The organism is Paenarthrobacter sp. NPDC058040, from assembly GCF_042885775.1.
GTDB lineage: Bacteria > Actinomycetota > Actinomycetes > Actinomycetales > Micrococcaceae > Arthrobacter.
The window spans coordinates 60,692-84,095 of sequence record NZ_JBHVRN010000008.1 but is presented as its reverse complement, the minus strand read 5'-3'; the positions used below and the strand labels follow the sequence as shown (position 1 = coordinate 84,095).

General features: G+C 62.5%; 24 protein-coding genes and 2 tRNA genes. 7 read left to right on the top strand and 19 right to left on the bottom strand.

All coding sequences use genetic code 11. The features are described from left to right. The first annotated feature begins 32 nt into the window (after positions 1–32). Positions 33–983 (top strand): hypothetical protein, encoded by a 951-nt coding sequence (locus ACFVSJ_RS12700; protein WP_387437152.1) that lies wholly within the window; start codon positions 33–35, stop codon positions 981–983. Here ACFVSJ_RS12700 and ACFVSJ_RS12695 read toward each other — a convergent pair. Next, positions 980–2,482, bottom strand: coding sequence for an FAD-dependent oxidoreductase (locus ACFVSJ_RS12695; RefSeq protein ID WP_387437151.1), 1,503 nt, complete (start codon positions 2,480–2,482; stop codon positions 980–982). The two genes, ACFVSJ_RS12700 and ACFVSJ_RS12695, sit on opposite strands and share 4 nt — an antisense overlap. Before the next feature lie 75 nt (positions 2,483–2,557). Beyond that, positions 2,558–3,073: a DNA alkylation repair protein gene (locus ACFVSJ_RS12690; RefSeq protein ID WP_387437150.1), complete on the bottom strand. Its 516-nt coding sequence runs from the start codon at positions 3,071–3,073 to the stop codon at positions 2,558–2,560. Between the two features lie 60 nt (positions 3,074–3,133). Here ACFVSJ_RS12690 and ACFVSJ_RS12685 point away from each other — a divergent pair, with 60 nt between their 5' ends. Beyond that, a complete protein-coding gene (locus tag ACFVSJ_RS12685; RefSeq protein ID WP_387437149.1) occupies positions 3,134–4,225 on the top strand; it encodes a YhcG family protein in 1,092 nt (363 codons plus the stop codon). A gap of 2 nt (positions 4,226–4,227) precedes the next feature. Here ACFVSJ_RS12685 and ACFVSJ_RS12680 read toward each other — a convergent pair whose 3' ends face one another. Next, the gene (locus ACFVSJ_RS12680; RefSeq protein WP_387437148.1) at positions 4,228–5,211 is read right to left on the bottom strand and encodes a dienelactone hydrolase family protein; all 984 of its coding nucleotides are present in this window, start codon (positions 5,209–5,211) and stop codon (positions 4,228–4,230) included. A gap of 126 nt (positions 5,212–5,337) precedes the next feature. On the opposite strand from ACFVSJ_RS12680, the gene ACFVSJ_RS12675 reads away from it, so the two are divergent. Continuing rightward, positions 5,338–6,639, top strand: coding sequence for an HNH endonuclease (locus ACFVSJ_RS12675; RefSeq protein ID WP_387437147.1), 1,302 nt, complete (start codon positions 5,338–5,340; stop codon positions 6,637–6,639). Here the strand turns inward: ACFVSJ_RS12675 and ACFVSJ_RS12670 are convergent. The 6 genes from ACFVSJ_RS12670 to nrdH form a co-directional block, all read right to left on the bottom strand. Next, positions 6,636–6,977: a YciI family protein gene (locus tag ACFVSJ_RS12670; RefSeq protein WP_387437146.1), complete on the bottom strand. Its 342-nt coding sequence runs from the start codon at positions 6,975–6,977 to the stop codon at positions 6,636–6,638. The two genes, ACFVSJ_RS12675 and ACFVSJ_RS12670, sit on opposite strands and share 4 nt — an antisense overlap. Before the next feature lie 39 nt (positions 6,978–7,016). Next, positions 7,017–8,135 (bottom strand): hypothetical protein, encoded by a 1,119-nt coding sequence (locus ACFVSJ_RS12665; protein ID WP_387437145.1) that lies wholly within the window; start codon positions 8,133–8,135, stop codon positions 7,017–7,019. Positions 8,136–8,462: 327 nt separating this feature from the next. After that, the gene (gene nrdF / locus ACFVSJ_RS12660; RefSeq protein WP_216925513.1) at positions 8,463–9,437 is read right to left on the bottom strand and encodes a class 1b ribonucleoside-diphosphate reductase subunit beta; all 975 of its coding nucleotides are present in this window, start codon (positions 9,435–9,437) and stop codon (positions 8,463–8,465) included. A gap of 91 nt (positions 9,438–9,528) precedes the next feature. Further along, a complete protein-coding gene (nrdE, locus tag ACFVSJ_RS12655; RefSeq protein ID WP_387437348.1) occupies positions 9,529–11,670 on the bottom strand; it encodes a class 1b ribonucleoside-diphosphate reductase subunit alpha in 2,142 nt (713 codons plus the stop codon). Positions 11,671–11,681: 11 nt separating this feature from the next. Beyond that, the gene (gene nrdI / locus ACFVSJ_RS12650) at positions 11,682–12,152 is read right to left on the bottom strand and encodes a class Ib ribonucleoside-diphosphate reductase assembly flavoprotein NrdI (RefSeq protein ID WP_387437144.1); all 471 of its coding nucleotides are present in this window, start codon (positions 12,150–12,152) and stop codon (positions 11,682–11,684) included. Between the two features lie 61 nt (positions 12,153–12,213). Further along, on the bottom strand, positions 12,214–12,459 hold the full coding sequence (gene nrdH, locus ACFVSJ_RS12645) for a glutaredoxin-like protein NrdH (RefSeq protein WP_387437143.1): 246 nt from the start codon (positions 12,457–12,459) through the stop codon (positions 12,214–12,216). 396 nt (positions 12,460–12,855) lie between these two features. Between nrdH and ACFVSJ_RS12640 the strand changes: the two genes are divergently transcribed. Together ACFVSJ_RS12640 and ACFVSJ_RS12635 are read left to right on the top strand one after the other, a co-directional pair. Further along, positions 12,856–13,821 (top strand): LysR family transcriptional regulator, encoded by a 966-nt coding sequence (locus ACFVSJ_RS12640; protein ID WP_387437142.1) that lies wholly within the window; start codon positions 12,856–12,858, stop codon positions 13,819–13,821. Between the two features lie 50 nt (positions 13,822–13,871). After that, the gene (locus ACFVSJ_RS12635) at positions 13,872–14,375 is read left to right on the top strand and encodes a DUF2004 domain-containing protein (protein ID WP_387437141.1); all 504 of its coding nucleotides are present in this window, start codon (positions 13,872–13,874) and stop codon (positions 14,373–14,375) included. 20 nt (positions 14,376–14,395) lie between these two features. Here the strand turns inward: ACFVSJ_RS12635 and ACFVSJ_RS12630 are convergent, their stop codons facing one another. Genes ACFVSJ_RS12630 through ACFVSJ_RS12605 form a run of 6 tightly spaced genes read right to left on the bottom strand, consistent with a single transcriptional unit; the run spans position 14,396 to position 19,437 of the window. Beyond that, positions 14,396–15,112, bottom strand: a complete 717-nt coding sequence (locus ACFVSJ_RS12630; RefSeq protein ID WP_387437347.1) for a hypothetical protein — start codon at positions 15,110–15,112, stop codon at positions 14,396–14,398. A 5-nt stretch (positions 15,113–15,117) separates the two neighbouring features. Beyond that, complete coding sequence (locus ACFVSJ_RS12625) at positions 15,118–16,119, bottom strand: VWA domain-containing protein (RefSeq protein ID WP_387437140.1); 1,002 nt, start codon at positions 16,117–16,119, stop codon at positions 15,118–15,120. Further along, complete coding sequence (locus ACFVSJ_RS12620) at positions 16,116–17,087, bottom strand: VWA domain-containing protein (protein ID WP_387437139.1); 972 nt, start codon at positions 17,085–17,087, stop codon at positions 16,116–16,118. Before ACFVSJ_RS12620 ends, ACFVSJ_RS12625 begins: the two co-directional genes overlap by 4 nt. Then, positions 17,078–17,539 (bottom strand): hypothetical protein, encoded by a 462-nt coding sequence (locus ACFVSJ_RS12615; RefSeq protein WP_387437138.1) that lies wholly within the window; start codon positions 17,537–17,539, stop codon positions 17,078–17,080. The genes ACFVSJ_RS12620 and ACFVSJ_RS12615 overlap by 10 nt, the downstream gene beginning before the upstream one ends. Further along, positions 17,529–18,419, bottom strand: coding sequence for a DUF58 domain-containing protein (locus tag ACFVSJ_RS12610; RefSeq protein ID WP_387437137.1), 891 nt, complete (start codon positions 18,417–18,419; stop codon positions 17,529–17,531). The genes ACFVSJ_RS12615 and ACFVSJ_RS12610 overlap by 11 nt, the downstream gene beginning before the upstream one ends. A 10-nt stretch (positions 18,420–18,429) precedes the next feature. Then, positions 18,430–19,437 (bottom strand): AAA family ATPase, encoded by a 1,008-nt coding sequence (locus ACFVSJ_RS12605; protein WP_387437136.1) that lies wholly within the window; start codon positions 19,435–19,437, stop codon positions 18,430–18,432. A gap of 152 nt (positions 19,438–19,589) precedes the next feature. Here ACFVSJ_RS12605 and ACFVSJ_RS12600 point away from each other — a divergent pair, with 152 nt between their 5' ends. Further along, on the top strand, positions 19,590–19,793 hold the full coding sequence (locus tag ACFVSJ_RS12600; RefSeq protein WP_387437135.1) for a hypothetical protein: 204 nt from the start codon (positions 19,590–19,592) through the stop codon (positions 19,791–19,793). A 26-nt stretch (positions 19,794–19,819) separates the two neighbouring features. On the opposite strand, the gene ACFVSJ_RS12595 is transcribed toward ACFVSJ_RS12600, so the two are convergent. After that, entirely contained in the window at positions 19,820–21,016 is a 1,197-nt protein-coding gene (locus tag ACFVSJ_RS12595; protein ID WP_387437134.1) for an ROK family transcriptional regulator, read from the bottom strand. Positions 21,017–21,250: 234 nt separating this feature from the next. Next, entirely contained in the window at positions 21,251–22,381 is a 1,131-nt protein-coding gene (locus ACFVSJ_RS12590) for a class I SAM-dependent methyltransferase (protein WP_387437133.1), read from the bottom strand. A gap of 185 nt (positions 22,382–22,566) precedes the next feature. Between ACFVSJ_RS12590 and ACFVSJ_RS12585 the strand changes: the two genes are divergently transcribed. Beyond that, positions 22,567–22,944: a cupin domain-containing protein gene (locus ACFVSJ_RS12585; RefSeq protein ID WP_387437132.1), complete on the top strand. Its 378-nt coding sequence runs from the start codon at positions 22,567–22,569 to the stop codon at positions 22,942–22,944. 72 nt (positions 22,945–23,016) lie between these two features. Here the strand turns inward: ACFVSJ_RS12585 and ACFVSJ_RS12580 are convergent. Both ACFVSJ_RS12580 and ACFVSJ_RS12575 read right to left on the bottom strand, forming a co-directional pair. Next, positions 23,017–23,089 (bottom strand) — tRNA-Ala (locus ACFVSJ_RS12580). 170 nt (positions 23,090–23,259) lie between these two features. Beyond that, positions 23,260–23,335 (bottom strand) — tRNA-Ala (locus ACFVSJ_RS12575). Between the last annotated feature and the right edge of the window lie 69 nt (positions 23,336–23,404).

The following is a 23,404-nucleotide window of genomic DNA, read 5'->3' as shown; positions in this document are numbered from 1 at the left end:
CGCTGCCGGAAACCGGACCCTAGGATAAGGGCATGGATCTCAGCGACGCCGCCCAGGAGTTGTATTCCGTACTGCCACGCGACTTCACAGCACGCCGAACCGAGCTGGCACGGAACGCCAAGGATTCGGGTGACTTCGAACTCGCCAAGCAACTCGCCGGCCTGACCAAGCCGGCCGCGGGCGCCTGGGCCATCAACGCACTGGCGAGTCACAAGCCAGAGGTGATTGACGGCGTCGTACGCTTTGGTGCGGCCCTGCGGCAGGCACAGGAGGAAGGCAACGCCGAAGCTTTTCGCGAACTGGGCCAGCAGCGGCAGGGCGAGCTGGCCGCGGCAGTAAGCGCCGCGAAGGACCTGGCGGGCCAACTGGGAGCAGCCCTGAGTGCTGCGGCGGCAGGAGACGTCGAACAGACCCTGCGGGCGGCCATGGCCGATGCCGCTGCCGCATCCGCCATCGGCACTGGACGGCTGGTCCGGGGATTGAGCGGCAGTGGCTTTGAAGCCGTGGACCTGACAGATGCCATTGCTGCGGGTGGTCCCGAGGACGAAGCTCCAACCCGCGAAGCTCCTGCCATCCACGCCCGGACGGCCACCAAGCCTGCCCAGCCGTCCCCTGCAAAAACCAAGGAAGCGAAGCCCGAGGAAGCCGCGACATCCTTGGCAGAACGTCGTGCGGCCAAGCGCCAGGCCGCACTCATGGAAGCAAAGGCCGAATTCGAAGCCGCGGACAAGGAAGCCCTCGACGCCGAAGAGACAGCCTCCAAGGCCTGGGAGGCGGTCAAGGCCTTGGAGCGCAGGCGCAAAACCTTGCAGAAAGACATCGAGGACGCCAAGAAGCGGCTTGCCGCCCTCGAAGCGGAACTGATCGGCGCCACGAGGGACACCGAGGCGGCAGAGTCTGCCAAAAAGGCCGCAGTCCGTGCCTCGACACAACTGCGGCGCACCGCCGACCAGGCAAAGCGGCGCGTCGAAAGACTGGATTAGTCCTGCTTCTTGCCCACCGTCTTTTGCAGGTTATGCGTGGCCGGACCTTCCAGATACTTCCCTTCGGGCGTGAAGCGGGAACCATGCAACGGGCAATCCCACGATTTCTCGGCATCGTTCCACGTCAGCAGCCCACCCAGATGGGCGCAGCTGGCCGATACCCTGCATACATTTCCATCCACGGTGGAAACGGCGGCGGGTTCACCCTTATACAACCCCACCACTCCGTAGCCCTCGGGCGGCCGGGTTTCATCGGTGATTTCAGGGTTCCTTCTCACCTTGGCCCGGTCGTCCAGGATCCGCTTCGCCGTTGATGCGTTCAAGCGGATGGACTGGGCTGCCCCTTGTGGATGCGTCACGCGGTGGTGGATGGTGGTTGCCCAATCAGACTGGCCGCCCAGGATGTCGGCAGTAATCGACAGTGCCGCGGCCACGCCGTTGCTCATGCCCCATTTGTTGTAGCCGGTGCCGAAAAAGATCCGGCCGCGGCCGCGGGGCAGCTTGCCGAAGAATGGCATCAGGTTGGTGGCCTGATAGTCCTGGGCCGACCACGTGTGCGTGACTTCTCCGCCCGGGTAGTGTTGGTGGGCCCAAGCGAGCAGGGCGTCGAGATGGGACTTCGGCGACTTTGCCCTTCCTCCGGGATGGCCGTAACCACCCACCAGGAGCAACTCACCGTCCGCCGTGGGATAGGTCCGCTGGGACCGGGTAGGCGGATCAATGGACAAGTACATGCCACTGGGAATATTGGCCTCGGCAGGAAAGCGGAGCGCCGCAGCGTAGGAGCGGTTGGGCTCAAGCTTGGCAAAGTAGAGGCCACGGTTCAGGATCGGCGTTCCCGTGGCCAACACAACGGTGTCCGCCGTGAAGGTCCCCCTGCGCGTGGATACCTCAAGGCCCGATCCAACGTTCTGCACTTGGACACCCTCCACGATCAAACCGCCGTGCTCCCGGATGTCGCGGGCCAGGGCCTCCAACACGTCCATCGGGTTGATTTGGACCTGATCCTCGAGTTCCAGGGCTTCCACCACATGGAAAGGCAAGCCGGCATCCCGGCTGAAGTGGACGTCCAAACCCGCGTCCCGCGACACCGCAGCTTCCTTCCGAAGCCGTTGGCCGCCGTCGTCGCTTGTTGCGAACGTGACTGCCGTACGTCGCTGGTACGCGATGCCCTGCTGATCCATGTACTGCCTCAGCCACGCCTGCCCCGTCCGGTTCGCTTCCACGTACGCCTGGACCATCTTCAACGAATACTGGTCCCTCAGGTTTGACAAAGCTCCGCCCTGGAGAAGGCTCAGTTTTCCGGTCGTGTTGCCCGTGGTCACGGCGCCCACCGTCCGGGCTTCGAAGACCACCACCCGCTGCCCTGAACGGGACAACAACAGGGCGGTCACCAAGCCGGTCAGCCCGGCACCGGCAACCACCGCATCGAAATGCTTTTCATCGGGAACCACATCGGAGGCAAATGCGGATTCCCGGTCCAGCCACAGCGATTTCATCGAACAACCTGCCTCTCAATCACGAAAATTGACACCTGGCATGTGTTGAAGCAAACGCTAGGCCGGTCGTTGGGGCTAATCAAGGGTTGCTGGCCCCACGACAGGTGGCGGCTCGCCCGTGGCAAGCGCCGATGCCCGGCGCAATGCCGGATCCGGGTCCTGGGACCATCGTTCCAGGACCTTGCCGGCCTTCTCCTTGGCCTGGCCCTCGAGCCGGCGCACTAAGGGACGGACCACGTCCCTGGCAAGCGGGTCCGACAAATGCTTTGTTGCTGCCTCCCGGAGGAAACCCTCTATCCGTGTGAGGTCCGTGTTGACCAGGATTTCCACCTTGGTCTGCAACAGGACCACCGCTGCGAGCCGCCGCTCAAAGACAGGCTCGGACCACAGCTCCGAACTGAGCGCAGTGATGTCGTCGTGGCCGAGGTCCTTGTAGCGCTTGAGAGTATCCCGGACAGTCCCCCGAACCGCTCCCACCGACGCACCGTATACCTCCAGGCCTTCGCCGGCCCGCTCCCGGATCTCGTAGGCCTTCTCCCACGAGGACTCCCGCTGCAGGGTGTAGTCCACGAATTCGCCAGCATCGCTCACGTCCCTATTCTGTCAGTGCCCCTCGATAGCTTGGGTCCACCAGCCATCGACAGGAGAAAAATGCCGTCGCAAGACCTCGTCACTGATGCCGCTTCGTTCCCGGGCGTGCCGGCCGCCTCGTCCATGCCCGACTGGTATCCGGCGCTGTTGAACACCGTTGCCACGGAAGTACGGGCGGGACGGACACGCGCCCAGGCCGCTGCCAACGGGGAGTTACTGAACTCGTACTGGAGCATCGGCCGGCAGTTGGCTGAACGCGAATCCGAACAGGGCTGGGGCGCCAAGGTGGTCACTCGGTTGTCGGCGGACATCCGCACCAGGTTCCCGGAAGCCAAGGGCTTCTCCCCCAGGAACCTCCGGTACATGAAGAGCTTTGCCCAGGCGTGGCCCGACTTCCCAATGTTGCAAGCACCGCTTGCAACATTGCCGTGGTACCACCAGATCGCCCTCCTGGAAAAGCTCGACGACGGCGCCACGCGGCTCTGGTACGCGGCGGCAGCCACTGCTCATGGCTGGTCACGCAACGTGCTGGTGCACCAGATCTCCACACGCTTGCACGAACGCTCCGGCCAGGCGATCACCAACTTTGCATCAACCATGGTTCCTGGCGATTCGGACCTGGCCCAGCAAGCTACCAAGGACCCCTACGTCTTTGATTTCCTGGCCATGACCGAGCGGCACACCGAACGTGACCTTGAGCTGCAATTGGTGAAGCATGTGGAAAAGTTCCTGCTGGAGCTCGGGCAAGGATTCGCCTTTGTGGGTGAGCAGGTGCGTTTGGAGATCAACGGAGATGAATTCTTCGCGGATCTGCTCTTCTACCACTTGAAGTTGCGCTGCTACATGGTGATCGAGCTCAAGGCCGTGAAGTTTGAGCCCGGTTTCCTGGGCCAGCTGGGGATGTACATGGCGGCAGTGGACGATCTCATGGCACACCCGGACGACAAGCCCACCATCGGACTGCTCCTGTGCAAAGAGAAGAACAGCGTGGTGGCCGAGTACGCGCTGCGTGGCTTCAATACTCCGATCGGGATTGCGGAGTGGCGCACCTCGTTGGCCGATTCCTTGCCCGACGAGCTGGCGTCCAGTTTGCCCAGCATCGAAACCTTGGAAGCGGAGTTGGCCAGCGAGGCCGAGCGCCTTGGCAGATAGCGTCAGACGTTGTCCTTGAACCAAGCCAACGTGTCGTTCCAGGCCTCGGTGGCCTGTGCCTCCACATAGCGATCACTGGTGTCGTTGTGGAAGGCGTGGTCCACTCCTGGATAGACCTTGAGCTGGTGTTTGACGCTCGTCTTGTCCAACGCTTCCTTGAGTTGGGGCATCGGGCCGGTGATGCGGGCGTCCTTCTCGGCGTAGACACCGAACACGGCAGGCTTGATCGTGGGGACCTTGGCCAGATCCGGAGCGGGTCCGTAGAACGCACTCGTCGCTTTCAGGCCCCGGATCTCCGTGCTGGCCTGCCAAGTGATGCCCCCGCCGAAGCAAAAGCCCACCATGGCAATGCGCCCTTCTTCTACAAACTCCTGTCCGTTGAGGTAATCGAAGGCGGCCTTGAAATCGTTGACGTGACGTTGGGATCCCGCTTGCGTCAATGCGCCGGGGACAGCGTCCGGGTCCATGTTTGCCGTGCCGCCCTCCCTGCTGAGCAAGTCCAGAGCCAGTGCGGCGTAACCCTCTTTGGCAAACCGTCGTGCAACATCCTGGATGTGCGGGGTAAGACCCCGGTTCTCGTGGCAAACCAGCACAGCAGGGCCGGGTTTGCCGCCTTCCGGACGGGCGAGGTAGCCGGTGATTTCAGTTCCCTGGGACGGGAGTGAGACCGTCCCTGTGCTCAGCCCAGCCGTGCCTTCAGGAACGGACAACGGGCTCTTGGCGTTGGGAACGGCGGTGGTGGCTGTCGTGGCTCCCCCGCCTGTCGCCGAGCTTGCGGTGTTCGGTGTTGGCATCGGATCACCGCTTTTGGGAACCTCGTCGGGTGTGCAGCCCACCAACGTCATGGCCGCTGCCGCCGCTGTCATGCTGCCCATGATGAACGCGACCCGCCGGGTAAACGTCCTGTGCGACATCTCACCGGCCCGATAGTCGTCGTAGAACTCTTCGATCAGGTATTTCTCGAACTTCTCCAACTGCTGTGTCATGGTGGTCCTCCCCTGGATGCCAAATAGCCTCCCCTCATTTAAGGACGTGGACAAGGTCCGGAGGGTTCAGTGGGGTCGGGTTGATGGGAACGCTAAATTGTCAGTGCCGGCTGGCAGAGTATGGATATGGACAGCGATCACGGAAACGAAGCAGGCACCGCGCTCGTTTCAGTGCCCGGATCTTCCGTGAACCAAGCCGCTGATGCCAAGGCTGTGAGCCAGGACCTGATAAACCAATTGCGGGTCTTGGAAGACATGAAATCCGCGATTTCAGCGTTGCAGGCGAAGATCGCGGTGGCCTTCGATCTTGCCCAACGGGAAGAGCAGGCCGAAGCCGGCGTGCCAGCGGCGGAGCGGGGCCGCGGCAGCGCGGCACAGGTCGCCCTCGCCCGCCGCGAATCGCCGAACAAAGGTTCCCGCCTCCTCGGACTTGCAAAAGCGCTGGTCACCGAAATGCCGCGCACCCTCAGAGCCCTCGAAACCGGACAGCTCAACGAGTGGCGGGCCACCCTCCTCGTCAAGGAAACCGCCTGCCTGTCCGCCGAAGACCGCTGCGCCGTGGACGACGAACTCGCCCCGGACACCGGAACCTTCGACGGAGCCGGAGACAAAGCCATCATCGCCGCCGCCAAAGCAGCCGCCTACCGCCGCGACCCCCGTTCCGTTACCCAACGCGCAGCCCACGCCGCCACCGAACGACACGTCGGCCTCCGCCCGGCCCCGGACACCATGACGTACCTCACCGCACTGCTGCCGGTGGCCCAAGGAGTCGCGGTCTATGCCGCCCTCACCCAGGCAGCCGGCACCGCCCGATCCGAGGGCGACACGAGATCCAAGGGCCAGGTCATGGCGGACACCCTCGTCGAACGCCTCACGGGCACCCCCTCGGGATACTCCGGCATCGACCTGCACATCGTCATGACCGACCGCACACTCCTCCAAGGCGATAGCGAACCCGCACGGCTGACCGGGTACGGAGTCGTTCCAGCCGAATGGGCCCGACAACTCCTCACTCGCGGCACATACGGAACGGGGCAGGGCGATAGCCAGCTCAGGGACTTCAACGTCTGGCTGAGGCGACTCTACACAGCCCCGGTTACGGGCGAACTCCTCGCCACCGACTCCCGAGCCCGCTTCTTCCCTCCCGGGATGCGGCGCTTCGTCGAAACCCGCGACCACCTCTGCCGGACACCCTACTGCGACGCCCCCATCCGCCACTACGACCACATCATCCCCTGGGCCCAAGGCGGCCAAACCACCCTCACCAACGCCGCCGGCCTCTGCGAACACTGCAACCACACCAAAGAAAACCCCGGATGGAGCGCCAAACCCCAACCGGGCAAACGCCACACACTCCACGTGACCACACCCACCGGACACAGCTACCACTCAACCGCGCCCCCGTTGCCCGGGCATCGAAGAACCTAGCTCGCGGGGTCGTACTGGAATTCCCTCAGCTCCTGAGGGCAGCGGCACGCCACGGCAATCTTCGCTGCCCAATCAACCGCAACCTCCCGCGTGGGCAACTCAAGAACCGTGTAACCACCGTTGGGTACCGTATGCCCCGGATAGGTGCCGGGCTGAACCGTGCCATCAGCGCCGACCCGAATCGGCTCAACGTCCTCATTGATGCCACCACCGAAGACGTAGACGCCTGCGTCCTTGGCTTCCTCAATCACTGCGTGTGCGGCGTCGGCTACTGCCTGGAACTGTCCATCCGGGATGTCCATCGCCTCGCCGGGAAATGAGATGAGGTACTTCGTCATGACCTTGCCTTTCGGGAATCCGCCCAACTCGCCTTGCCCTCAGAGGTCCGGAAACGTTGAGGCAAGCGCGTGGGGTCCAAAGTACGACAACCACGCGATCACGACAGCGAGCGCCACACCGATCGCACAGAGAAGGATCAGCGTTAAGGAGCGACGGTGAACAGTGGTGATGCCTTTCAACCCTTGTCCCAGTATGCGGCGGACGGCCAACAGATGTCGCGGTAAGACAGGACGAAGAGGCAAGTGCCTGAGCTTGTGCATGTGCCTGACGGCTCGACGCAGAGCCAAATGGGCCATGAATCCACGCCCACGGGATGACGTACCGCACATCCATAGACCCACGTAGAAGGGCAATGCAGTCACCAGCACATACAGGGCCGTGGGGCGAAGCAGTTTGCCGAACACATCAACTGCTTCCGTGCCGAACCGGCCTTCCGCCGCCATGTCGAGGCCCGCCATCAGAAATGCCAGGCCCAAGAGCACCCAGTAGAACCAGCCACAGAGCAGGCTGCCTGCCAGGGACCACCACTTCTTCGCGTACCAAAAAGCACAAAGGCGGGGAATATGGAGCGTGACAGCAACTACGGTCAGCAGCGACCCAACGAACGTAGGAAACACTGCTTGGGGACCCACCCACACCGCGGCTGCTGCACAGCTGAGGGCCGGGCATGCCACCGCCAGGAGGATGAGTTGTCCAACCCACACGGAGGACGAGGGTCTGCCCTTTGGCAGGGCTGCGAGTCGTGCCGCTGCGTCGGAGACTTTCCCGGCGTCGTAGGAGCGCGACTGGCCTTCCAGCAGCTTGGCATGCTCGGCCGCATCACTGGCGAACAACGCAATGAGTGCACCGAAAACGAAGGATCCGGCAACACCAAGGATGTCTATCCGCGCTGGGTTCGGAGGAGTTCCCAAGGCAACGTGCTGAGTGATCGAGACTGTGGTCAGCGCGCACACTGCGAGCAAGATGATCCAGCACATCCAATCCAGAAACTCCGTGGGTCCTGGATGTCTCCGCTTGCCCGACCTTCTCAACGCGCGTGCGTGAAGCTGGACGGCCACCACCAGGGTCCCGAGTACGCCGTAGCTTGCCAGGATCGACGAGCCGGGCAACCCACGCAGCACAAAACCACCGGAGAAGTTGGGGGCATTCGATATCAACCAGGCAGCCAGCAGGCCCGCCGAGCTAACTATCGAGGGCTGGATTAACCGTTTGAGGACCCTTTCCTGTATTGCTCTACATCCTGTGGTACTCGTTCGATGGCATGGGAAAAAGCACCGTCCTGCACGGATCACCCTCTCGGCACGCTGGCTCTGGCTGGCCAGACTTTGGGTTGACTCTGTGGGAAATCATGCGTGTTCGACTGAACGCCAGTAACCCCTCACGTTGGCAGTGTCCGAGGTCTGGTCTTCATGACGAAAAAGGTGAAGCCCTCGAGCCATTGCTCGAGGGCCTCACCAATCAAACTCCAGAAGAGAAAGTAAGAACTAGAACTCCCAGTCCTCATCTTCCGTGTTCACGGCCTTGCCGATCACGTAGGAGGAGCCCGAACCGGAGAAGAAGTCGTGGTTCTCATCGGCGTTCGGGGACAAGGCAGAGAGGATGGCCGGGTTCACGTCGGTGACCGATGCCGGGAACATGGCCTCGTAGCCGAGGTTCATGAGGGCCTTGTTGGCGTTGTAGTGCAGGAACTTCTTGACGTCCTCAGCCAGGCCGACTCCGTCGTAGAGGTCGTGGGTGTACTGGACTTCGTTTTCGTACAGCTCGAAGAGAAGCTCGAAGGTGTAGTCCTTGATCTCCTGCTTGCGGGCCTCCGAAACCTTCTCCAAGCCCTTCTGGAACTTGTAGCCGATGTAGTAACCGTGCACGGCCTCGTCGCGGATGATGAGGCGGATGAGGTCGGCCGTGTTCGTGAGCTTGGCGCGCGAGGACCAGTACATCGGCAGGTAGAAGCCCGAGTAGAACAGGAAGCTCTCCAGCAGCGTGGAAGCAACCTTGCGCTTCAGCGGATCGTCGCCCTGGTAGTAGTCCATGACGATCTGAGCCTTCTTCTGCAGGTTCTCGTTCTCGAGCGACCAGCGGAAGGCGTCGTCAATCTCCTTGGTGGAGCACAGGGTGGAGAAGATGGACGAGTAGGACTTCGCGTGCACCGACTCCATGAAGGCGATGTTGGTGTACACGGCTTCCTCGTGGGGGGTCAGTGCGTCCGGAATCAAGGAGACAGCGCCGACGGTTCCCTGGATGGTGTCCAGCAGGGTCAAGCCGGTAAAGACGCGCATGGTGAGCTGCTGCTCTTCCGGCGTCAGCGTGTGCCACGACTGGACGTCGTTGGACAGCGGCACCTTTTCCGGGAGCCAGAAGTTGTTGACCAGGCGGTTCCAGACTTCCACGTCCTTGTCATCCTGGATCTTGTTCCAGTTGATGGCTTCGACGTGGCTCAGCAGCTTGACCTTCTCGGTCATGTCATCCCCTTTAGCGTTGGGTTCTTTAAGGTAAGCGTACGACGGCGGGTGGGCACCCGCCGTCGTACTCTTTAGTTTTCAGCGTGGTTGACTACAGCATGCAGCTGACGCAACCCTCAACCTCGGTCCCTTCCAGCGCGAGCTGGCGGAGACGGATGTAGTAGAGGGTCTTGATGCCCTTGCGCCATGCGTAGATCTGCGCCTTGTTGATGTCGCGCGTGGTGGCGGTGTCCTTGAAGAACAGCGTCAGGGACAGACCTTGGTCCACGTGCTGCGTGGCAGCGGCGTAGGTGTCGATGATCTTCTCGTAGCCGATCTCGTAGGCATCCTGGTAGTACTCCAGGTTGTCGTTGGTCAGGTACGGAGCCGGGTAGTAGACGCGGCCGATCTTGCCTTCCTTACGGATTTCGATCTTGGCGGCCACCGGGTGGATCGACGAGGTGGAGTTGTTGATGTAGCTGATGGATCCGGTGGGCGGAACAGCCTGGAGGTTCTGGTTGTAGATACCGTGCTCCATCACCGACGCCTTCAGCTCGCGCCAATCATCCTGGGTGGGGATGTGGTGGCCGGCGAAGAGTTCGCGGACGCGCTCCGTTTCCGGAACCCATTCCTGCTCGGTGTACTTGTCGAAGAACTCACCGGATGCGTAGGTGGACTTCTCGAAACCGCCGAACGTCTGGCCCGTCTCGATGGCCAGCCTGTTGGAAGCGCGGAGGGCGTGGAACAGCACCGTGTAGAAGTAGATGTTGGTGAAGTCCAGGCCTTCTTCGGAGCCGTAATGGACGTGCTCGCGGGCAAGGTAGCCGTGGAGGTTCATCTGGCCCAGACCAATCGCGTGGCTTTGGGCGTTGCCCTGGGCGATCGACGGCACGGAGTTGATGTAGGACATGTCCGAAACAGCGCTGAGCGCACGGATGGAAGTCTCGATGGAGAGCCCGAAGTCCGGCGAATCCATGGTCTTGGCGATGTTCATCGACCCGAGGTTGCAGGAAATGTCCTTGCCCACGGTCTCGTAGCTGAGGTCCTCGGCGTAGATGGACGGCGAGGAAACCTGCAGGATCTCCGAGCAGAGGTTGCTCATGGTGATCTTGCCATCGATCGGGTTGGCCCGGTTCACTGTGTCCTCGAACATGATGTACGGGTAGCCGGATTCAAACTGGATCTCCGCGAGGGTCTGGAAGAACTCACGGGCACTGATCTTGGTCTTCTTGATCCGGGAATCGTCGACCATCTCGTAGTACTTCTCCGTCACCGAGATGTCGGAGAACGGCACACCGTAAACGCGCTCAACGTCGTACGGAGAGAAGAGGTACATGTCCTCGTTCTTCTTGGCGAGCTCGAACGTGATGTCCGGTACAACAACACCCAAGGAGAGGGTCTTGATGCGGATCTTCTCATCGGCGTTCTCACGCTTGGTGTCCAGGAAGCGGTGGATGTCCGGGTGGTGGGCGTGCAGGTACACCGCACCTGCACCCTGGCGGGCACCGAGCTGGTTGGCGTAGGAGAAGCTGTCTTCGAGGAGCTTCATCACGGGGATAACGCCCGAAGACTGGTTCTCGATCTGCTTGATCGGTGCGCCGTGCTCACGGATGTTGGTGAGTGAAAGGGCTACGCCGCCGCCACGCTTGGACAGCTGGAGGGCAGAGTTGATGGCGCGGGCGATCGACTCCATGTTGTCTTCGATGCGGAGCAGGAAGCAGGACACGAGTTCGCCGCGCTGGGCCTTGCCGGCATTGAGGAACGTCGGGGTGGCGGGCTGGAAACGGCCATCGATGATTTCGTCCACCAGGCGGGTTGCGAGTTCCTCGTTGCCACGGCCGAGGTGCAGGGCAACCATGCACACACGGTCCTCGTAGCGCTCAAGGAAGCGCTTGCCGTCAAACGTCTTCAGCGTGTAGGAGGTGTAGAACTTGAAAGCGCCGAGGAACGTCTCGAAGCGGAACTTCTTCTTGTACGCGCGGTTGAAGAGGTCGCGGATGAAGTTCATGGTGTACTGGTCCAGCGTTTCGCGCTCGTAGTACTGGTTCTTCACCAGGTAGTCGAGCTTCTCTTCCAGGTCGTGGAAGAACACTGTGTTGTTGTTCACGTGCTGCAGGAAGTACTGGTGTGCGGCTTCGCGGTCTGCCTCGAACTGGATCTCGCCATTGGCGCCATACAGGTTCAGCATCGCGTTGAGCTCGTGATAGCCAAGGCCCTTATAGGCCTCCGGCAGTGGCTTCTTGGCCGTATCCACAGCGCCCCCGGTTACTTCTGTTTCTGCGACAGTCGTGTCCAAAACTTTTCCAATCCTTGATTGACCCGGTCGACGTCTTCGGGCGTCCCCATGAGTTCAAACCTGTAGAGATGCGGCACCTTGCACTTGGCGGCGATGGTGTCACCGGCTGCACAATAGTTGTCCGCGAAGTTGGTGTTCCCCGCTCCGATAACACCGCGGATCAGTTCCCTGTTCCGCGGGTTGTTCAGAAACTTGATGACCTGCTTGGGCACGGAGCCTTCACCGTTGGTGCCGCCATATGTGGGCAGTACAAGGACGAAGGGTTCAAGGGCCTGAAGCGGCGCGTCCTGGGCGTAGAGCGGGATGCGCGCGGCATCCCTGCCCAGTTTCTGGACAAAGCGCTTGGTGTTTTCGGAGGTGGAGGAAAAGTAGATGAGGTGACTCCTGGTGGTGACAGCTTCCGTGCGGTTGCGTACGGTTGCCGCTGCCAGCGGTGCCATGGGAGTCACCTCGACTACATAGGAATTCTTTGTCTGATGTGGCGTCGTGGTGGATGAACCTTTAGGCCACGGAAGAGGAAACGGTCTGCGCCAGTTCCTCGATCTTGTCCGGGCGGAATCCGGACCAGTGGTCCTGCTCGGTTACCACGACCGGTGCCTGCATGTAACCGAGTGCCTTCAAACGCTCAAGGGCCTCGGCATCCTGGGAGATGTCGACACTCTGGTAGGCGATGCCCTTCTTGTCGAGCGCCCGGTAGGTTGCGTTGCACTGAACACAGGCCGGCTTCGTGTAAACCGTTACGGTCATGATCCCTGTCCCCTTAGTTGAAGTCTGTAGCTCTTCGTATCTGGCGGGCTCAACCGGAACCATGTACTGCATCCGATGACGGCCCGCGGGCTGCCGTGACAGCCAACACGCTCTATTTAGTCTTGCGCTGGTTTCCCGCTCAATCCGTAAATCGATACTACATGTAGTGCAAGCGCCTCGCCGGGACCCCAAGATGATGTATTACAAGTATGTCATTCAATCCACCGGCCGTCCACAGGCAAGGGGCCTCAAAATGTCCGTGTTTCCGCCAAAGTGAGAGATGAAATCCACACCCTGTGGACTACTTAGCCACATTTAATCTCCCGCGTGTCGCCTGCTCCCGGCGTGTCGTGACACTTTGAAAAATGTGGCGTGGCGAACAGCTAAAATCCTCTGATGGTCAATCTTCTCCACCTCCGGACCCTGCTGGAGGTTACCCGGCTGGGGTCCTTCGCGGCGGCGGCCGTACAGCTTGGTTACACGGCCTCCGCCGTTTCGCAGCAGATGGCCGCTTTGGAACGGGACACCGGCGTGGAGCTGTTCCAGCGCTCAGCCCGAAGCGTGGTGCCAACCGAGGCAGCAGTCACCATGACCCGCCATGCCTCCAAGGTCCTGACGGATGTGGAAGCACTCATGGCTGCCGCGTCGCGGACCACCGATGCCCCCGCCCAGGAACTGAGGCTTGGCATCTTCCCGAGCCTCGCCACTTACGTGCTTCCGGACATCCTGCGCAACGACAGGTGGAACGGTTTGGGCATAGAACTGAAAGTCTCCGTGGCCGAACCTGCCCAGACCATCCAAGGTCTCCGGACAGGCGGAGAACTGGACGTGGCATTGGTGTACCAGGTGGGCCAATCCGGCCTCGCTTGGCCGCATTCCCTGGAACGCCAATGGATCGGCGATGACAACTTCCGCGTTGTGCTCCCGGCTTCCTGGAAGATCCGCGAAGACGCGGAGATCGAAGCGGGACACCTTTCAGACATGCCCTGGATTGTGCACCACCCCGGCACGAGCGATGCCCTGGTGATCGAACGCCTCTTCGCCAGTTGCAACCTGCATCCCAGGGTGGTGGCCTACAGCGACGACTTCCACGCGAGCCTGGAAATGACGGCAGCCGGACTGGGTGCCTCGCTGGTGCCGGAGCTGGCCCTGCGGAACCGGCCATCCGGCGTCGTGGTCCTTGACGTTCCGGACATCAGGCTGGCCCGGAACGTGTTCGCGCTGCTCATCAACGAGAAGCGCACAGCGCAGGTACAGCTCTTTACCCAACTCCTTGCAGACACCTTGCGGGGAACGTCCGGAAAGGCCGGCCTGCCGCCGCTCAAACCCGCGCCGTCGAAGGCTCCCCAACGTCGGCGGTGAAATATTCCCAAGTGCTGGAACCCTCTGGTTGATGGGGTTAGATTGATCACATGGGCAAGGTAGCGAGCACACATTTTGGGGAAATCGAGCTCAATCACGGGCGTGAACACTGCTTCGTGGCCAAACACGAAATAGCCGGCAACGCCCTGGAGCTGGACCTCAATGTCACGGCGCACGACCACTTCGACGAGGCCGCCCTGCACAAGGTGGACTACCGTCTGCGGTTCCTCCCCGAACTGGTGGACCAGGTCCGCGAGATGATTGCCGACGAACTGGACCAGGACGGTACCAACCCCCAACAATTCCTGCACTTCCACAGCACGCAACTCAAGGAAGAGCAGCTTGAGTCGGTCTTCGGGGTAAGGGACAAGGCCCAACTCACCAACGACGTCTTCCTCAAGGCCCTCAAGCTTGGCCATGTGGCGATCTACCCGGGCCAGCCCGAACGCTACTTTGTGCTGGATTTCACCCTCGGTTCGCATTTCACGGACGAAACCCTGGTGGTCGCCGCCGACGAAGACGGCGTGGTGGACGACGAGATTCTCTGGGAATAGCACTTTATTCGCCCGCCCGTTCACCAAGGCCGTTCCACGGCCGGCCCGTCGGGGCCACGAAGGTAGCCCTCACGGTCCTGGCCTTCCGCCCGCTCACGTTGTGCCCGCTGGGCGCTCTCCTGCAGCTGCTGGAGCTGGTCCTGTTGCGGGGTGGGCGGCTGCTGCCCGGAGGGTTGCCCATTCGCTGAAGCATCACCGGCGTTGGACTCCTTCTTGGCCTCGAGCCGCTCCCCTGCCGAATCCAGTCGCTGCCCTTCCCCGTCACCGTTGGCGGAACCTTCCACGTGGCAGGACGCCGGAGCTGCCTTGACCACGTCCAAAGCCTCGTTGTACAGGGCCGGCGCTTGGGCGTCCCGGGAAGCCGCAGCGGCGTCACCCAGCTTTTCGATGCTTAACGCGAGGTTCACCCGGACCTTGCATTCATCGGCTCCCGGCCCTGATTCCAGTGCCTTCGTGAAGTCGTTGCGTGCTGCGGAGAAGTCACCCGCCATGGCATGCGCGTCGCCTGAGGCGAAGAGCGCTTTGTGCGGTTCGACGACGTTCGCGAACAGCAGCCAGCCGGCCGCCTGCGACATCCCCTCCTTGTTGCCCGCGTCGAATGCCTCCGCAGCTGCCCCACCCACGGATCCGACGCCCAGCAGCTTCGCAGCGACGGCGAGCGCTGCCAGGGCAGCCGGGGCGGACCACAGCGCCAGGCGGCGCTTCCGGCGTCGTACATTGTTCGCTTCCTTGCCCATGGGCGTCACGGGGCGTGTTCCCTTCCCGGCGTGCCTGCGGACCCGCGCAGGTCCCGCAAGGCTGTCAGGTACCGTAAGGGCTCCTGGACGAGGAGCAGGAAAGCTCCCAGTGCCAACAGCCAGTACACCTCCACCCGTCCAGGACTGCTATCGGAGCCGACACTGAGCTCGCCTGGGTTGGCGTCTGCGAGCATCTCCCCCGGTCCCTCGTCGCCCGTCCGGTGGGTGTACGGGACGCCCAGTTGCGTGGCGATGGACCTCAGCGCGTCCTCGTCGATCCGCGAGACGGCGTCGGACCCGTTCTTGTCCTTAAGGTACCCGGCCTGCGGGTCCGATGGATCCTTCATCCTGCCGCCGGCCGTTGTCCCGTAGCCCAGTACCGCTCCCCCGCTGACAGTCGAGGAGTCCACCGGCATGCGCCCGGGCGCCGACGCTGCGGTGTTCTCGCCGTCTCCGGCGTAAAACACCAAAGCAGGACGCCCTGGGTGCTTCTCCCTCGCCGCGGCAAGGCGGTCCTTCAGTACCGTGCCGGCTTCGGTGATGCTGCTGCCTGCGGCGTAGCGGGGATTTTGCGGTTGCAGGGTGGCTATTGCTGTCTGAAGTGCTGTGGCGTCCTGGCTCAGCGGCATGCGCACGGTCGCTTTGCTGTCGAAAGTGATAAGGGAAAACTTTGCCCCGGCGAGTTCCTTGGCCACCTCCATCACATCTTTTTGGACTCCCGAAAGGCGGGTACCACCGTCGTGGTAGTCCTCCGCGGCCATGCTGGTGCTGGTGTCCACCACGAAGAACACGTCGAGCTCGGCGACGGCGGTCCTGCCCGCTGCGCCGGGCCAGCCGGGACGCAGGGCGGCGACAAGCAAAAGCACGACGGCGGCTGCCCGGAGCGCCGTCCGGCGCACCTGCGCATGGGACTGCTGTCGTTTGAGAATGATCCACGCGACAAACGCGACCAGGGCAACACCGGAAACGGCTATGAGCGGCCAGGGAATGATGGGAGCGAGCGTCATAGCTGGGCCCGCCAACCGAGCACCAACAGTCCCGCGCCCGCAGCCAGCGCGATGCCCAGGGGCCACGCAGGCGAGTCGGTCATCACTGCCTGGGGCGCCTGGAGGTAGCCTGCGGCTTCAGTCGCCGCCACCTTGGCAACGATGCCTGGCACCGCCTCCGGGCTGTCCAGGGTGAAGTAGCTGCCGCCGGTTGCTTCCGCCGCCGCCCGCAGGCCGGCTCCCGGCTGATCGGGGCGGTTCCCGTAGTCCACATCGCCAGGGTTGAGGGCGTACACCTTGGCGTTCTTGCTCTTGGCCAATTCAGCGGCTTGCTGCAGCGTGAAGATCGGGTCCCCGGAAAGGAAGTTGTCCGTTGCAAAGATGACTGAGCGCGAGCGCTGGCGATCTCCCGTATCCGGGAAAGCCTGCACGCAGGATGCCAGGCCATCGCCGATCATCGACGATCCTCCACGGTTCCAGGTGCCGTCAAAGAACGAACCAGCACCGCTTTCCAAAGCCTTCCGTGCCTCAGCGAGCTGCCCGGACGCGTAGTCGTAGTCATCGGTCAACGGGAAAAGCTGGACGCTGCTGCTGTCGAAGATCACCATGCCGATCCGCTCGCCGTCGAACTCCCGTGCAAGCTGTTGGAAGACGGCGGCCAAGGCAGCATCGGTACTGGTCATGGATCCGGAGACGTCCAGGCAAAGGACAATGTCGCGGTTCCTTGCCTCGGGTTGTTCGGTGGTGCGCTGCGCCGGCCGGGCCGCCGCCGTCACCGCGGCAGCCAGGAAGACCGAACCCAGCATTAGCGCCAGGCCCAACGTGATCCGGTGCCTGCGGAGGGCCTGTTGGTACTCGGGCAACGCCGTCAGGCGGCTTCCATGGGCCACAAGCCGGGCGGGCTCGGGCCGGCGCCTGCGGTAGATGCCCCATGCGACCACCACTACCACCGCAGCCGCAGGGACAATCCACCAATACGTCAGCTCCATGCGCGCACCGCCTGCCGCGCAGCTGCGGCGGAGTCCTGAACAGTCTGGCCGGTCACTGGCGCGAACTCCGCCGGGTAGATGCCGGCTATTCCGCTGACGAACGGTTCCAAACCGTGCCGGCGCAACTCCTCCAGGGTCATGGAGGTGGTTGGCTTTCCCGTTACGTTCCCTGCGAATTCCCGCACGAGGAAGCTCAATTGTTGGTGGGCGGCGCGCTCCGGAAGGCGTCCGGCGTCGGCATCAGCTGCAATGGAATCGATCGCCTGCAGGCACGCGCTGCGCAGTGCTGCCACGTCGGATGGAACGCCGGCGCGGTCCCGGCCGGCCTGCTTGCGGCGGGGCCACAGGAGCAAGGCGTACCAAGCGGCCAGGAGCAGCAAGAGCAAAGCGCCCAGGTAGAACCACCCCTGGCTGTATTGAAGCGGGCCGTAAAAGCCCGGGTTATCCTGCACCGTTCACCTTTCCGGCTTTGTGCCGCTCCAATAATGCGAAGACCGCAGACAATATCTCTCCGCTGGCCCCCACCTGTTCTTCGGCGATCCCCAACCGTCGAAACACGTCCCGACGCCGGCCATCCCGGAGGACCATGGCCGCATCATAGGCCTGCCGGATTCCGGCGTTCCCCGCCAGTGCCGCCGGAATCGAGAATCCCCGGCCAACGTCCCGGCTGGAACGGTCCGACCCCGCAAGATCGGCGTCCTTGACGGTCAGCCAGAGAACCTCATGGCGCAGCCGCAGGCGACGGAGCAGTTCCTCGATTCGCTGGTCCGGCATGAACTCATCGGCGACGCCGACTACCAAGAGCCGCCCCCTCAGGTACCTCAAGGCATAGTCGAGCTGGTCCGCGAGTGCGCTCGCGGGCCCAGAGGCGCTGACGGCACCCTGCACATCGTGCAGCAGCAGTTCAAGGTTGTGTTCACCGGAGCGGGGCGGACGGTAACGGATGGCTTCGGCGGAACCGTGGAGGAGGCCGACGTCGTCACCGTGACGGCAGGCGAGGTACCCCACCACGCCGACAGCTTCCATGGCAAGGTCCACCTTCGATTCCCCGGACGCGGCTTCGGCGGCCATGGTCCGCCCGGTGTCCACCAGCAAGAGGACAGAGTGGCGCCGGACAGCCGCATAGCGTTTGACCAGCGGTGATCCGTGCCGGGCCGTGGCTTTCCAGTCGATGTCGCGGACCTCGTCGCCGGGAACGTAGGAACGGAGGTCATCGAAATCCAGGCTGCGTCCCTTGAAGACGGAGCCATACTCGCCGTCAAGCAACGCCGTAGTCCTGCGATGGGCGAAGATGAACATCTTCGCCTTGACGCGTTGCAGCAGGCTGGGCACTACCGGCCCTCTACGGGGTCTGCACGGACGCGAGGACTGCGTCAATGACTGTTTCCACGGCAATTCCCTCCACTACAGCATCGAAACCCAGCACAATCCTGTGCCTGAGGATCCTGTGTGCCAGGCGTTTGACGTCTTCCGGAATGACGTGGTCGCGTCCACTGAGGAGGGCCACTGCCCGCGCGGCCTGGCTGAAGGCAATGCTTGCACGCGGGCTTGCACCGAACTCGATCAGGGAAGCCAGGCGCGGCTCCAAGTACTGTTCAGCATTCCGGGTCACGTAGGCCAGGCCCACGATGTACCGGACAATGGCCGGGTCGATGTACACACGTCGGACCACATCCTGGACCTGGACCACTGCGTCCAGGGATGCCGCCGCAGGAGCCTTCCGGCCGGAATCGAACACGCCGGCATCGATCCGTCGAATGACTTCGGCTTCCTCCGCGGGACTCGGATAATCCAGCACGTCCTTCAGCATGAAGCGGTCCATCTGGGCTTCAGGCAGACGGTAAGTGCCTTCCTGCTCAATGGGGTTCTGCGTCGCCAACACAAGGAAGGGCTGCGGCAATGGATACGACTCGCCACCGATCGAGGTCTGCCGTTCCTGCATCGCCTCCAACATGGCGCTCTGGGTCTTGGCGCTCGACCTGTTGATTTCATCGAGAAGCACGATGTTGGCATGGACAGGGCCCAACTGCGTGACGAACGTCCCCTTGGCCGCATCGAAAATCTGGGTTCCGGCAATATCGCTGGGAAGCAGGTCCGGTGTGCATTGGATCCGCCGGAAATCCGCGCTGACGGCGTCGGCCAGGGCGTGCGCGGCGGTGGTCTTGGCCAATCCGGGAACGCTTTCCAAAAGAACGTGGCCGCCCGTGAGGAGGCCGATAACCAAGCTCTCCCGCAGCTGTTCCTGCCCCACCACCTTGGCTTCGAAGCTGCGAACGATGCCGCCAACCAACTGCTGGGCACGCGCCATTTCCGGAGCATCGATTCCAGCAACTGCGGTGTTTTGAAGCACTCGGTGTCCCCTCGGTGGCGTTCGGTTCAGCAGCAGGCCGCACCGGGTGTCCGGCACGGTCCTGCATCCGGCCACTCTATCCAAACCGCAAGCGCATTTGCCCGCAATGGGTACCCCTCCCCATGAGGACTCCGGAGGTCTATCCTTTTGCCATGCATCAGCTACCAGCCGCCTATCAGCAATACCTCGACAGCCAGACCCAGCATGTTAACGACGCCATCCGGCCGGTGTTGCTTCAGTCTGCCGCGGATCAACGCCACGGTGTGCGGATCACGTACAACCACGGCCCTACCGGCCACCAGGCCCACGTGGATGAGTCCATTCCGTACGGAGAGATCGTCGAAGACATCGACTGATCTTCCGGCGGACTTGACAACGGGGATCAGCCTTCCAGCAGCAGCCTTTGGGCCCGCGGGGCAAGCGTGTGTTCCAGGACGAGGCACGCTGCCCCGATGGCGCCAACATCTTCGCCCACGCCCGAGCCAACCACATCGATTCCGTGGATCATGCCGGCCGCACTGTTCTGTGCAATGAGCTGGGGGACGCGGCCCAGGAAGTACTTGGACATCCGTCCCCAGAACGGCCCTCCGAAGACCACCCGTTCAACGTCCAAAGTGTTGGTCACCACCGAAACTGCCCGAGCCACGAGGACGGCGGACTTCTCCAGGATGGCGATCGCCTTTTCGTCTCCGGCGTCGGCTTTGTCGCAGAGCAAGGCGTAACGCTCCTGCACAGCGGGGCCGTCATCGTCGCCGTGACCGTCCAGGATACCGGCGGCTTCGGCCTCGGCAACCAGCACCTGCGGAATACAGGACGACTTGACGCATCCGCGCAGTCCGCAATCGCACGGAAGACCGTCCGGGTCTACGATGATGTGGCCGATTTCGCCCGCGTTGCCCGAGGTACCCCGCACCACCTCATCGTTGAGGACAAGGCCGCAGCCGATGCCGGTTCCCATATACATGAAGACGAAACTGCCGGCTCCGCTTGCCCCACCGGCCCACGTCTCGGCAACCGCGGCGCTTGTAACGTCCTTGTCCACCAATGTCTCAAGGCCCGTGGCTTCGGTAAGGGCCTCGCGGATGCGTACCCGGTTCCATCGGGTCAGCAGCGGCGGCTCCACCACCGAACCTTCGTCAAGGTCTATGGGACCGGGCACGGCCACTCCGAGACCGGCAATCTTGGACTGGTCCACGCCCGATTCCTCGATGAGGATCTGGATCTGCTGCGCGATGCTCGTGATGACCGCTGCCGGGTCGCCACCCGGGGTGGCCATGCGTGAATGCCTGACAACATCGCCCAGGAGGTCCAGGACCACGAACGTGATGACGGCCGGATCCAAGTGGACACCAACGGCGTACATGCCGGATGGATTCAAGCGAAGTATGGTGCGGGGCTTGCCCGGACCGGTTCCTTCCTTGCCTGCCTCGATAATGAGTTCCTGATCCAGGAGTCGGCGGGAGATGTTGGATATGGTCTGCGGGGACAGTCCCACGATTTGTGCGAGTTCAACACGGCTGAGTCCTCCGGAAGACCGTCGGATAGCCTCCAGGATCACCGTCAGATTGAAGTCGCCCATGCGGGGTAGATTCGTTCCGCGCCTTGGTGCCGGCGTCCGGATCTCAGTCACGGATTCCCCTCGTCTAGAGAAACAATTCATTGAACTTCGTCTGTGTCAGAATCGTACGTCACCCCCGCTCGGACGGGTATGTGCGCACGCAGCAACCGGAGTCAGGGCCGATGCCAACGACACTGAATTCTATGTGACCCCTTAGGCACTGACGTGTTTCATGACACGCCTGGCGTGCCGGGGTTACGCCTTCAGGCTGCGCGTCACCGTGAATTTCGGATTGCGGCCTTCCACCGTTGTTGGTCCGATGAGTCGCCCCAAGGCGGGGCGGTACTGCAGGTGGCTGTTGTAGACGGTCCAGAGTTCCCCACCCGGCGCAAGGACGCGGGCCGCTGCATCGAACAGCTTGAGCGCGGCGCCCGCGTGGATGCTCGCACCGAGGTGAAAAGGCGGGTTCAGCAGGACCAGGTCGGCACTTCCGGGTCCGAACGAGGACATCGCGTCGTCATGGACAACGGTCACCCGTCCCTCGAGCCCGTTCGCGGCCGCGGTTCCGCGGGCCGAGGCAACGGCGGCGGCCGACTGGTCCGTAGCCAGTACCTTCGATGCGGGAAAGCGACGGGCGTACATCGTGGCCAGGATCCCGGTACCGCAACCAAGGTCTACCGCGGTGGTGGCAGCCGGCATCCGGTCCAGGAAGGTCAGCAGGAAGCGGGTCCCGATGTCCAGGCGGGCTCCTGAGAAGACCGCTCCATGGGCGCACACGTCAAGGTCTAGTTCTGCAAGATGCTCAACCACCGGGTAGGGCGCTCGGTCCGGCATGGCTTTGGGCTGGCTTGCCCTCAACACCCTCGACTTCTGGCGGGCGCGTTGCGGCTGCACCGTCGAGAAGGACTTCTCCAGCACCGCGTTCATGCCCAAGCTCATGTGCTTGACGCGGCCGCCGGCGAGCAGCACCGCATCCGGCGCAGCGAAGCGCGCCACGGCGTCGGCAACTTCCTCCAGTTCCGCCAGTGACTTGGGCAGTTGCAGCAGCACCAGGTTGGCGCCCCTCAGCAGCTCCTTACGCAGTTCATGGGCCGTATAGCGGCCCTCCAGACCCGCCGAGCGGGCATTGCGCCCGAGCGCGGCACGACCGGTGAAGAGGTCCTGGTGGACACGTACATTCGCGACGCCGAGGCCCTCCAGGGAGCCGAGGGTAAGGGCTCCGTAGCGGTCGCCGATGACCGCAAGCCGGGTATCCGCCGAAACCAGTTCCGCCGCAGTGTCCAGCAGCAGACTGTCGGTGGCATCGTAAGCGTGGAGGTTGTCCGCTTCGACGTCAGGAAAGCGGCCCAGTGTGCCGAACAGCGAATCCAGCCCAGATAACTTCACGGTGCTTTTCCTCTTGCAGATGTAAGAATTTCGTACGCCAAAGTGTCTCGACTTCACGGCTGCCGGGGAGGAACGTGGTTCCTGCAGAGTGCACAAACACCCTTTCAGGGCACTGGCCCCGGCCTCTCCGCGAGCCCGGCACCGGGACCAACAGCGATCCGGCTCCCCTCCCCTGCGAGCAAACCATGACTGTCAATGTTGTCACGCAACTGCAAGTGAAGTCACATAACTCCCCCGACGAAACGCGCCGTCCGGAGAAGACCGTGGTGGATGTCGTCACCGTCGGCAACTACACCATCGGACGATCCACGTTCCAACCCGGCTGGACGTGGGCCGACTGCATCAAACCTGTGGTGGGCACCGATTCCTGCCAGCTGAACCACGTCGGCTTCTGCGTCTCCGGAGCCTTGGAAGTCGAAACCAACGATGGCAACCGCATCAGCATCTCCGCGGGCGACTCCTACACCATCCCGCCAGGCCACAACGCCCGCGTTGTAGGCGACGAACCCTTCCAAGGCGTCGAGTTCCTCAGCGCTGCGGAATTTGCCCGGCCACCGGAGTAGGCACCCGCTCCCGAGGCAGGATGCTGCCACGAAAAAGACCCCGCTCACTCGAGCGGGGTCTTTTGTCCGAAGTGGAGCTGAGGGGACTCGAACCCCTGACCCCCTGCATGCCATGCAGGTGCGCTACCAGCTGCGCCACAGCCCCGGACTTGTTGTTTCCGGCGGAAGATTTCCCTTCCTGCCGAAGCAACTCGTCAATACTACCCACAAAGTTCTGAGATGCGAAATCGAAGGGGAATGATGTGGATCACATATTCCCGCGCACCCCGGAAACAAAAATCTCCCCCTTCGCTCTTGCGAAGAGGGAGATCTCGATGGTGGAGCTGAGGGGACTCGAACCCCTGACCCCCTGCATGCCATGCAGGTGCGCTACCAGCTGCGCCACAGCCCCATATTCTTGTTGCCCGGATTCAAGGCTTTGCAGCCCTTCCCGCCGAAGCAACTCAAATATCTTAGAACA

What these genes read in the sequence shown, in the direction of transcription:
- ACFVSJ_RS12700 (WP_387437152.1), top strand. Translation starts at nt 33, where the DNA reads ATGGATCTCAGCGACGCCGCCCAGGAGTTGTATTCCGTACTGCCACGC.
- ACFVSJ_RS12695 (WP_387437151.1), bottom strand. Translation starts at nt 2,482, where the DNA reads ATGAAATCGCTGTGGCTGGACCGGGAATCCGCATTTGCCTCCGATGTG.
- ACFVSJ_RS12685 (WP_387437149.1), top strand. Translation starts at nt 3,134, where the DNA reads ATGCCGTCGCAAGACCTCGTCACTGATGCCGCTTCGTTCCCGGGCGTG.
- ACFVSJ_RS12680 (WP_387437148.1), bottom strand. Translation starts at nt 5,211, where the DNA reads ATGACACAGCAGTTGGAGAAGTTCGAGAAATACCTGATCGAAGAGTTC.
- ACFVSJ_RS12675 (WP_387437147.1), top strand. Translation starts at nt 5,338, where the DNA reads ATGGACAGCGATCACGGAAACGAAGCAGGCACCGCGCTCGTTTCAGTG.
- ACFVSJ_RS12670 (WP_387437146.1), bottom strand. Translation starts at nt 6,977, where the DNA reads ATGACGAAGTACCTCATCTCATTTCCCGGCGAGGCGATGGACATCCCG.
- nrdF (WP_216925513.1), bottom strand. Translation starts at nt 9,437, where the DNA reads ATGACCGAGAAGGTCAAGCTGCTGAGCCACGTCGAAGCCATCAACTGG.
- nrdI (WP_387437144.1), bottom strand. Translation starts at nt 12,152, where the DNA reads ATGGCACCGCTGGCAGCGGCAACCGTACGCAACCGCACGGAAGCTGTC.
- nrdH (WP_387437143.1), bottom strand. Translation starts at nt 12,459, where the DNA reads ATGACCGTAACGGTTTACACGAAGCCGGCCTGTGTTCAGTGCAACGCA.
- ACFVSJ_RS12640 (WP_387437142.1), top strand. Translation starts at nt 12,856, where the DNA reads ATGGTCAATCTTCTCCACCTCCGGACCCTGCTGGAGGTTACCCGGCTG.
- ACFVSJ_RS12635 (WP_387437141.1), top strand. Translation starts at nt 13,872, where the DNA reads ATGGGCAAGGTAGCGAGCACACATTTTGGGGAAATCGAGCTCAATCAC.
- ACFVSJ_RS12630 (WP_387437347.1), bottom strand. Translation starts at nt 15,112, where the DNA reads ATGGGCAAGGAAGCGAACAATGTACGACGCCGGAAGCGCCGCCTGGCG.
- ACFVSJ_RS12625 (WP_387437140.1), bottom strand. Translation starts at nt 16,119, where the DNA reads ATGACGCTCGCTCCCATCATTCCCTGGCCGCTCATAGCCGTTTCCGGT.
- ACFVSJ_RS12620 (WP_387437139.1), bottom strand. Translation starts at nt 17,087, where the DNA reads ATGGAGCTGACGTATTGGTGGATTGTCCCTGCGGCTGCGGTGGTAGTG.
- ACFVSJ_RS12600 (WP_387437135.1), top strand. Translation starts at nt 19,590, where the DNA reads ATGCATCAGCTACCAGCCGCCTATCAGCAATACCTCGACAGCCAGACC.
- ACFVSJ_RS12595 (WP_387437134.1), bottom strand. Translation starts at nt 21,016, where the DNA reads ATGGGCGACTTCAATCTGACGGTGATCCTGGAGGCTATCCGACGGTCT.
- ACFVSJ_RS12585 (WP_387437132.1), top strand. Translation starts at nt 22,567, where the DNA reads ATGACTGTCAATGTTGTCACGCAACTGCAAGTGAAGTCACATAACTCC.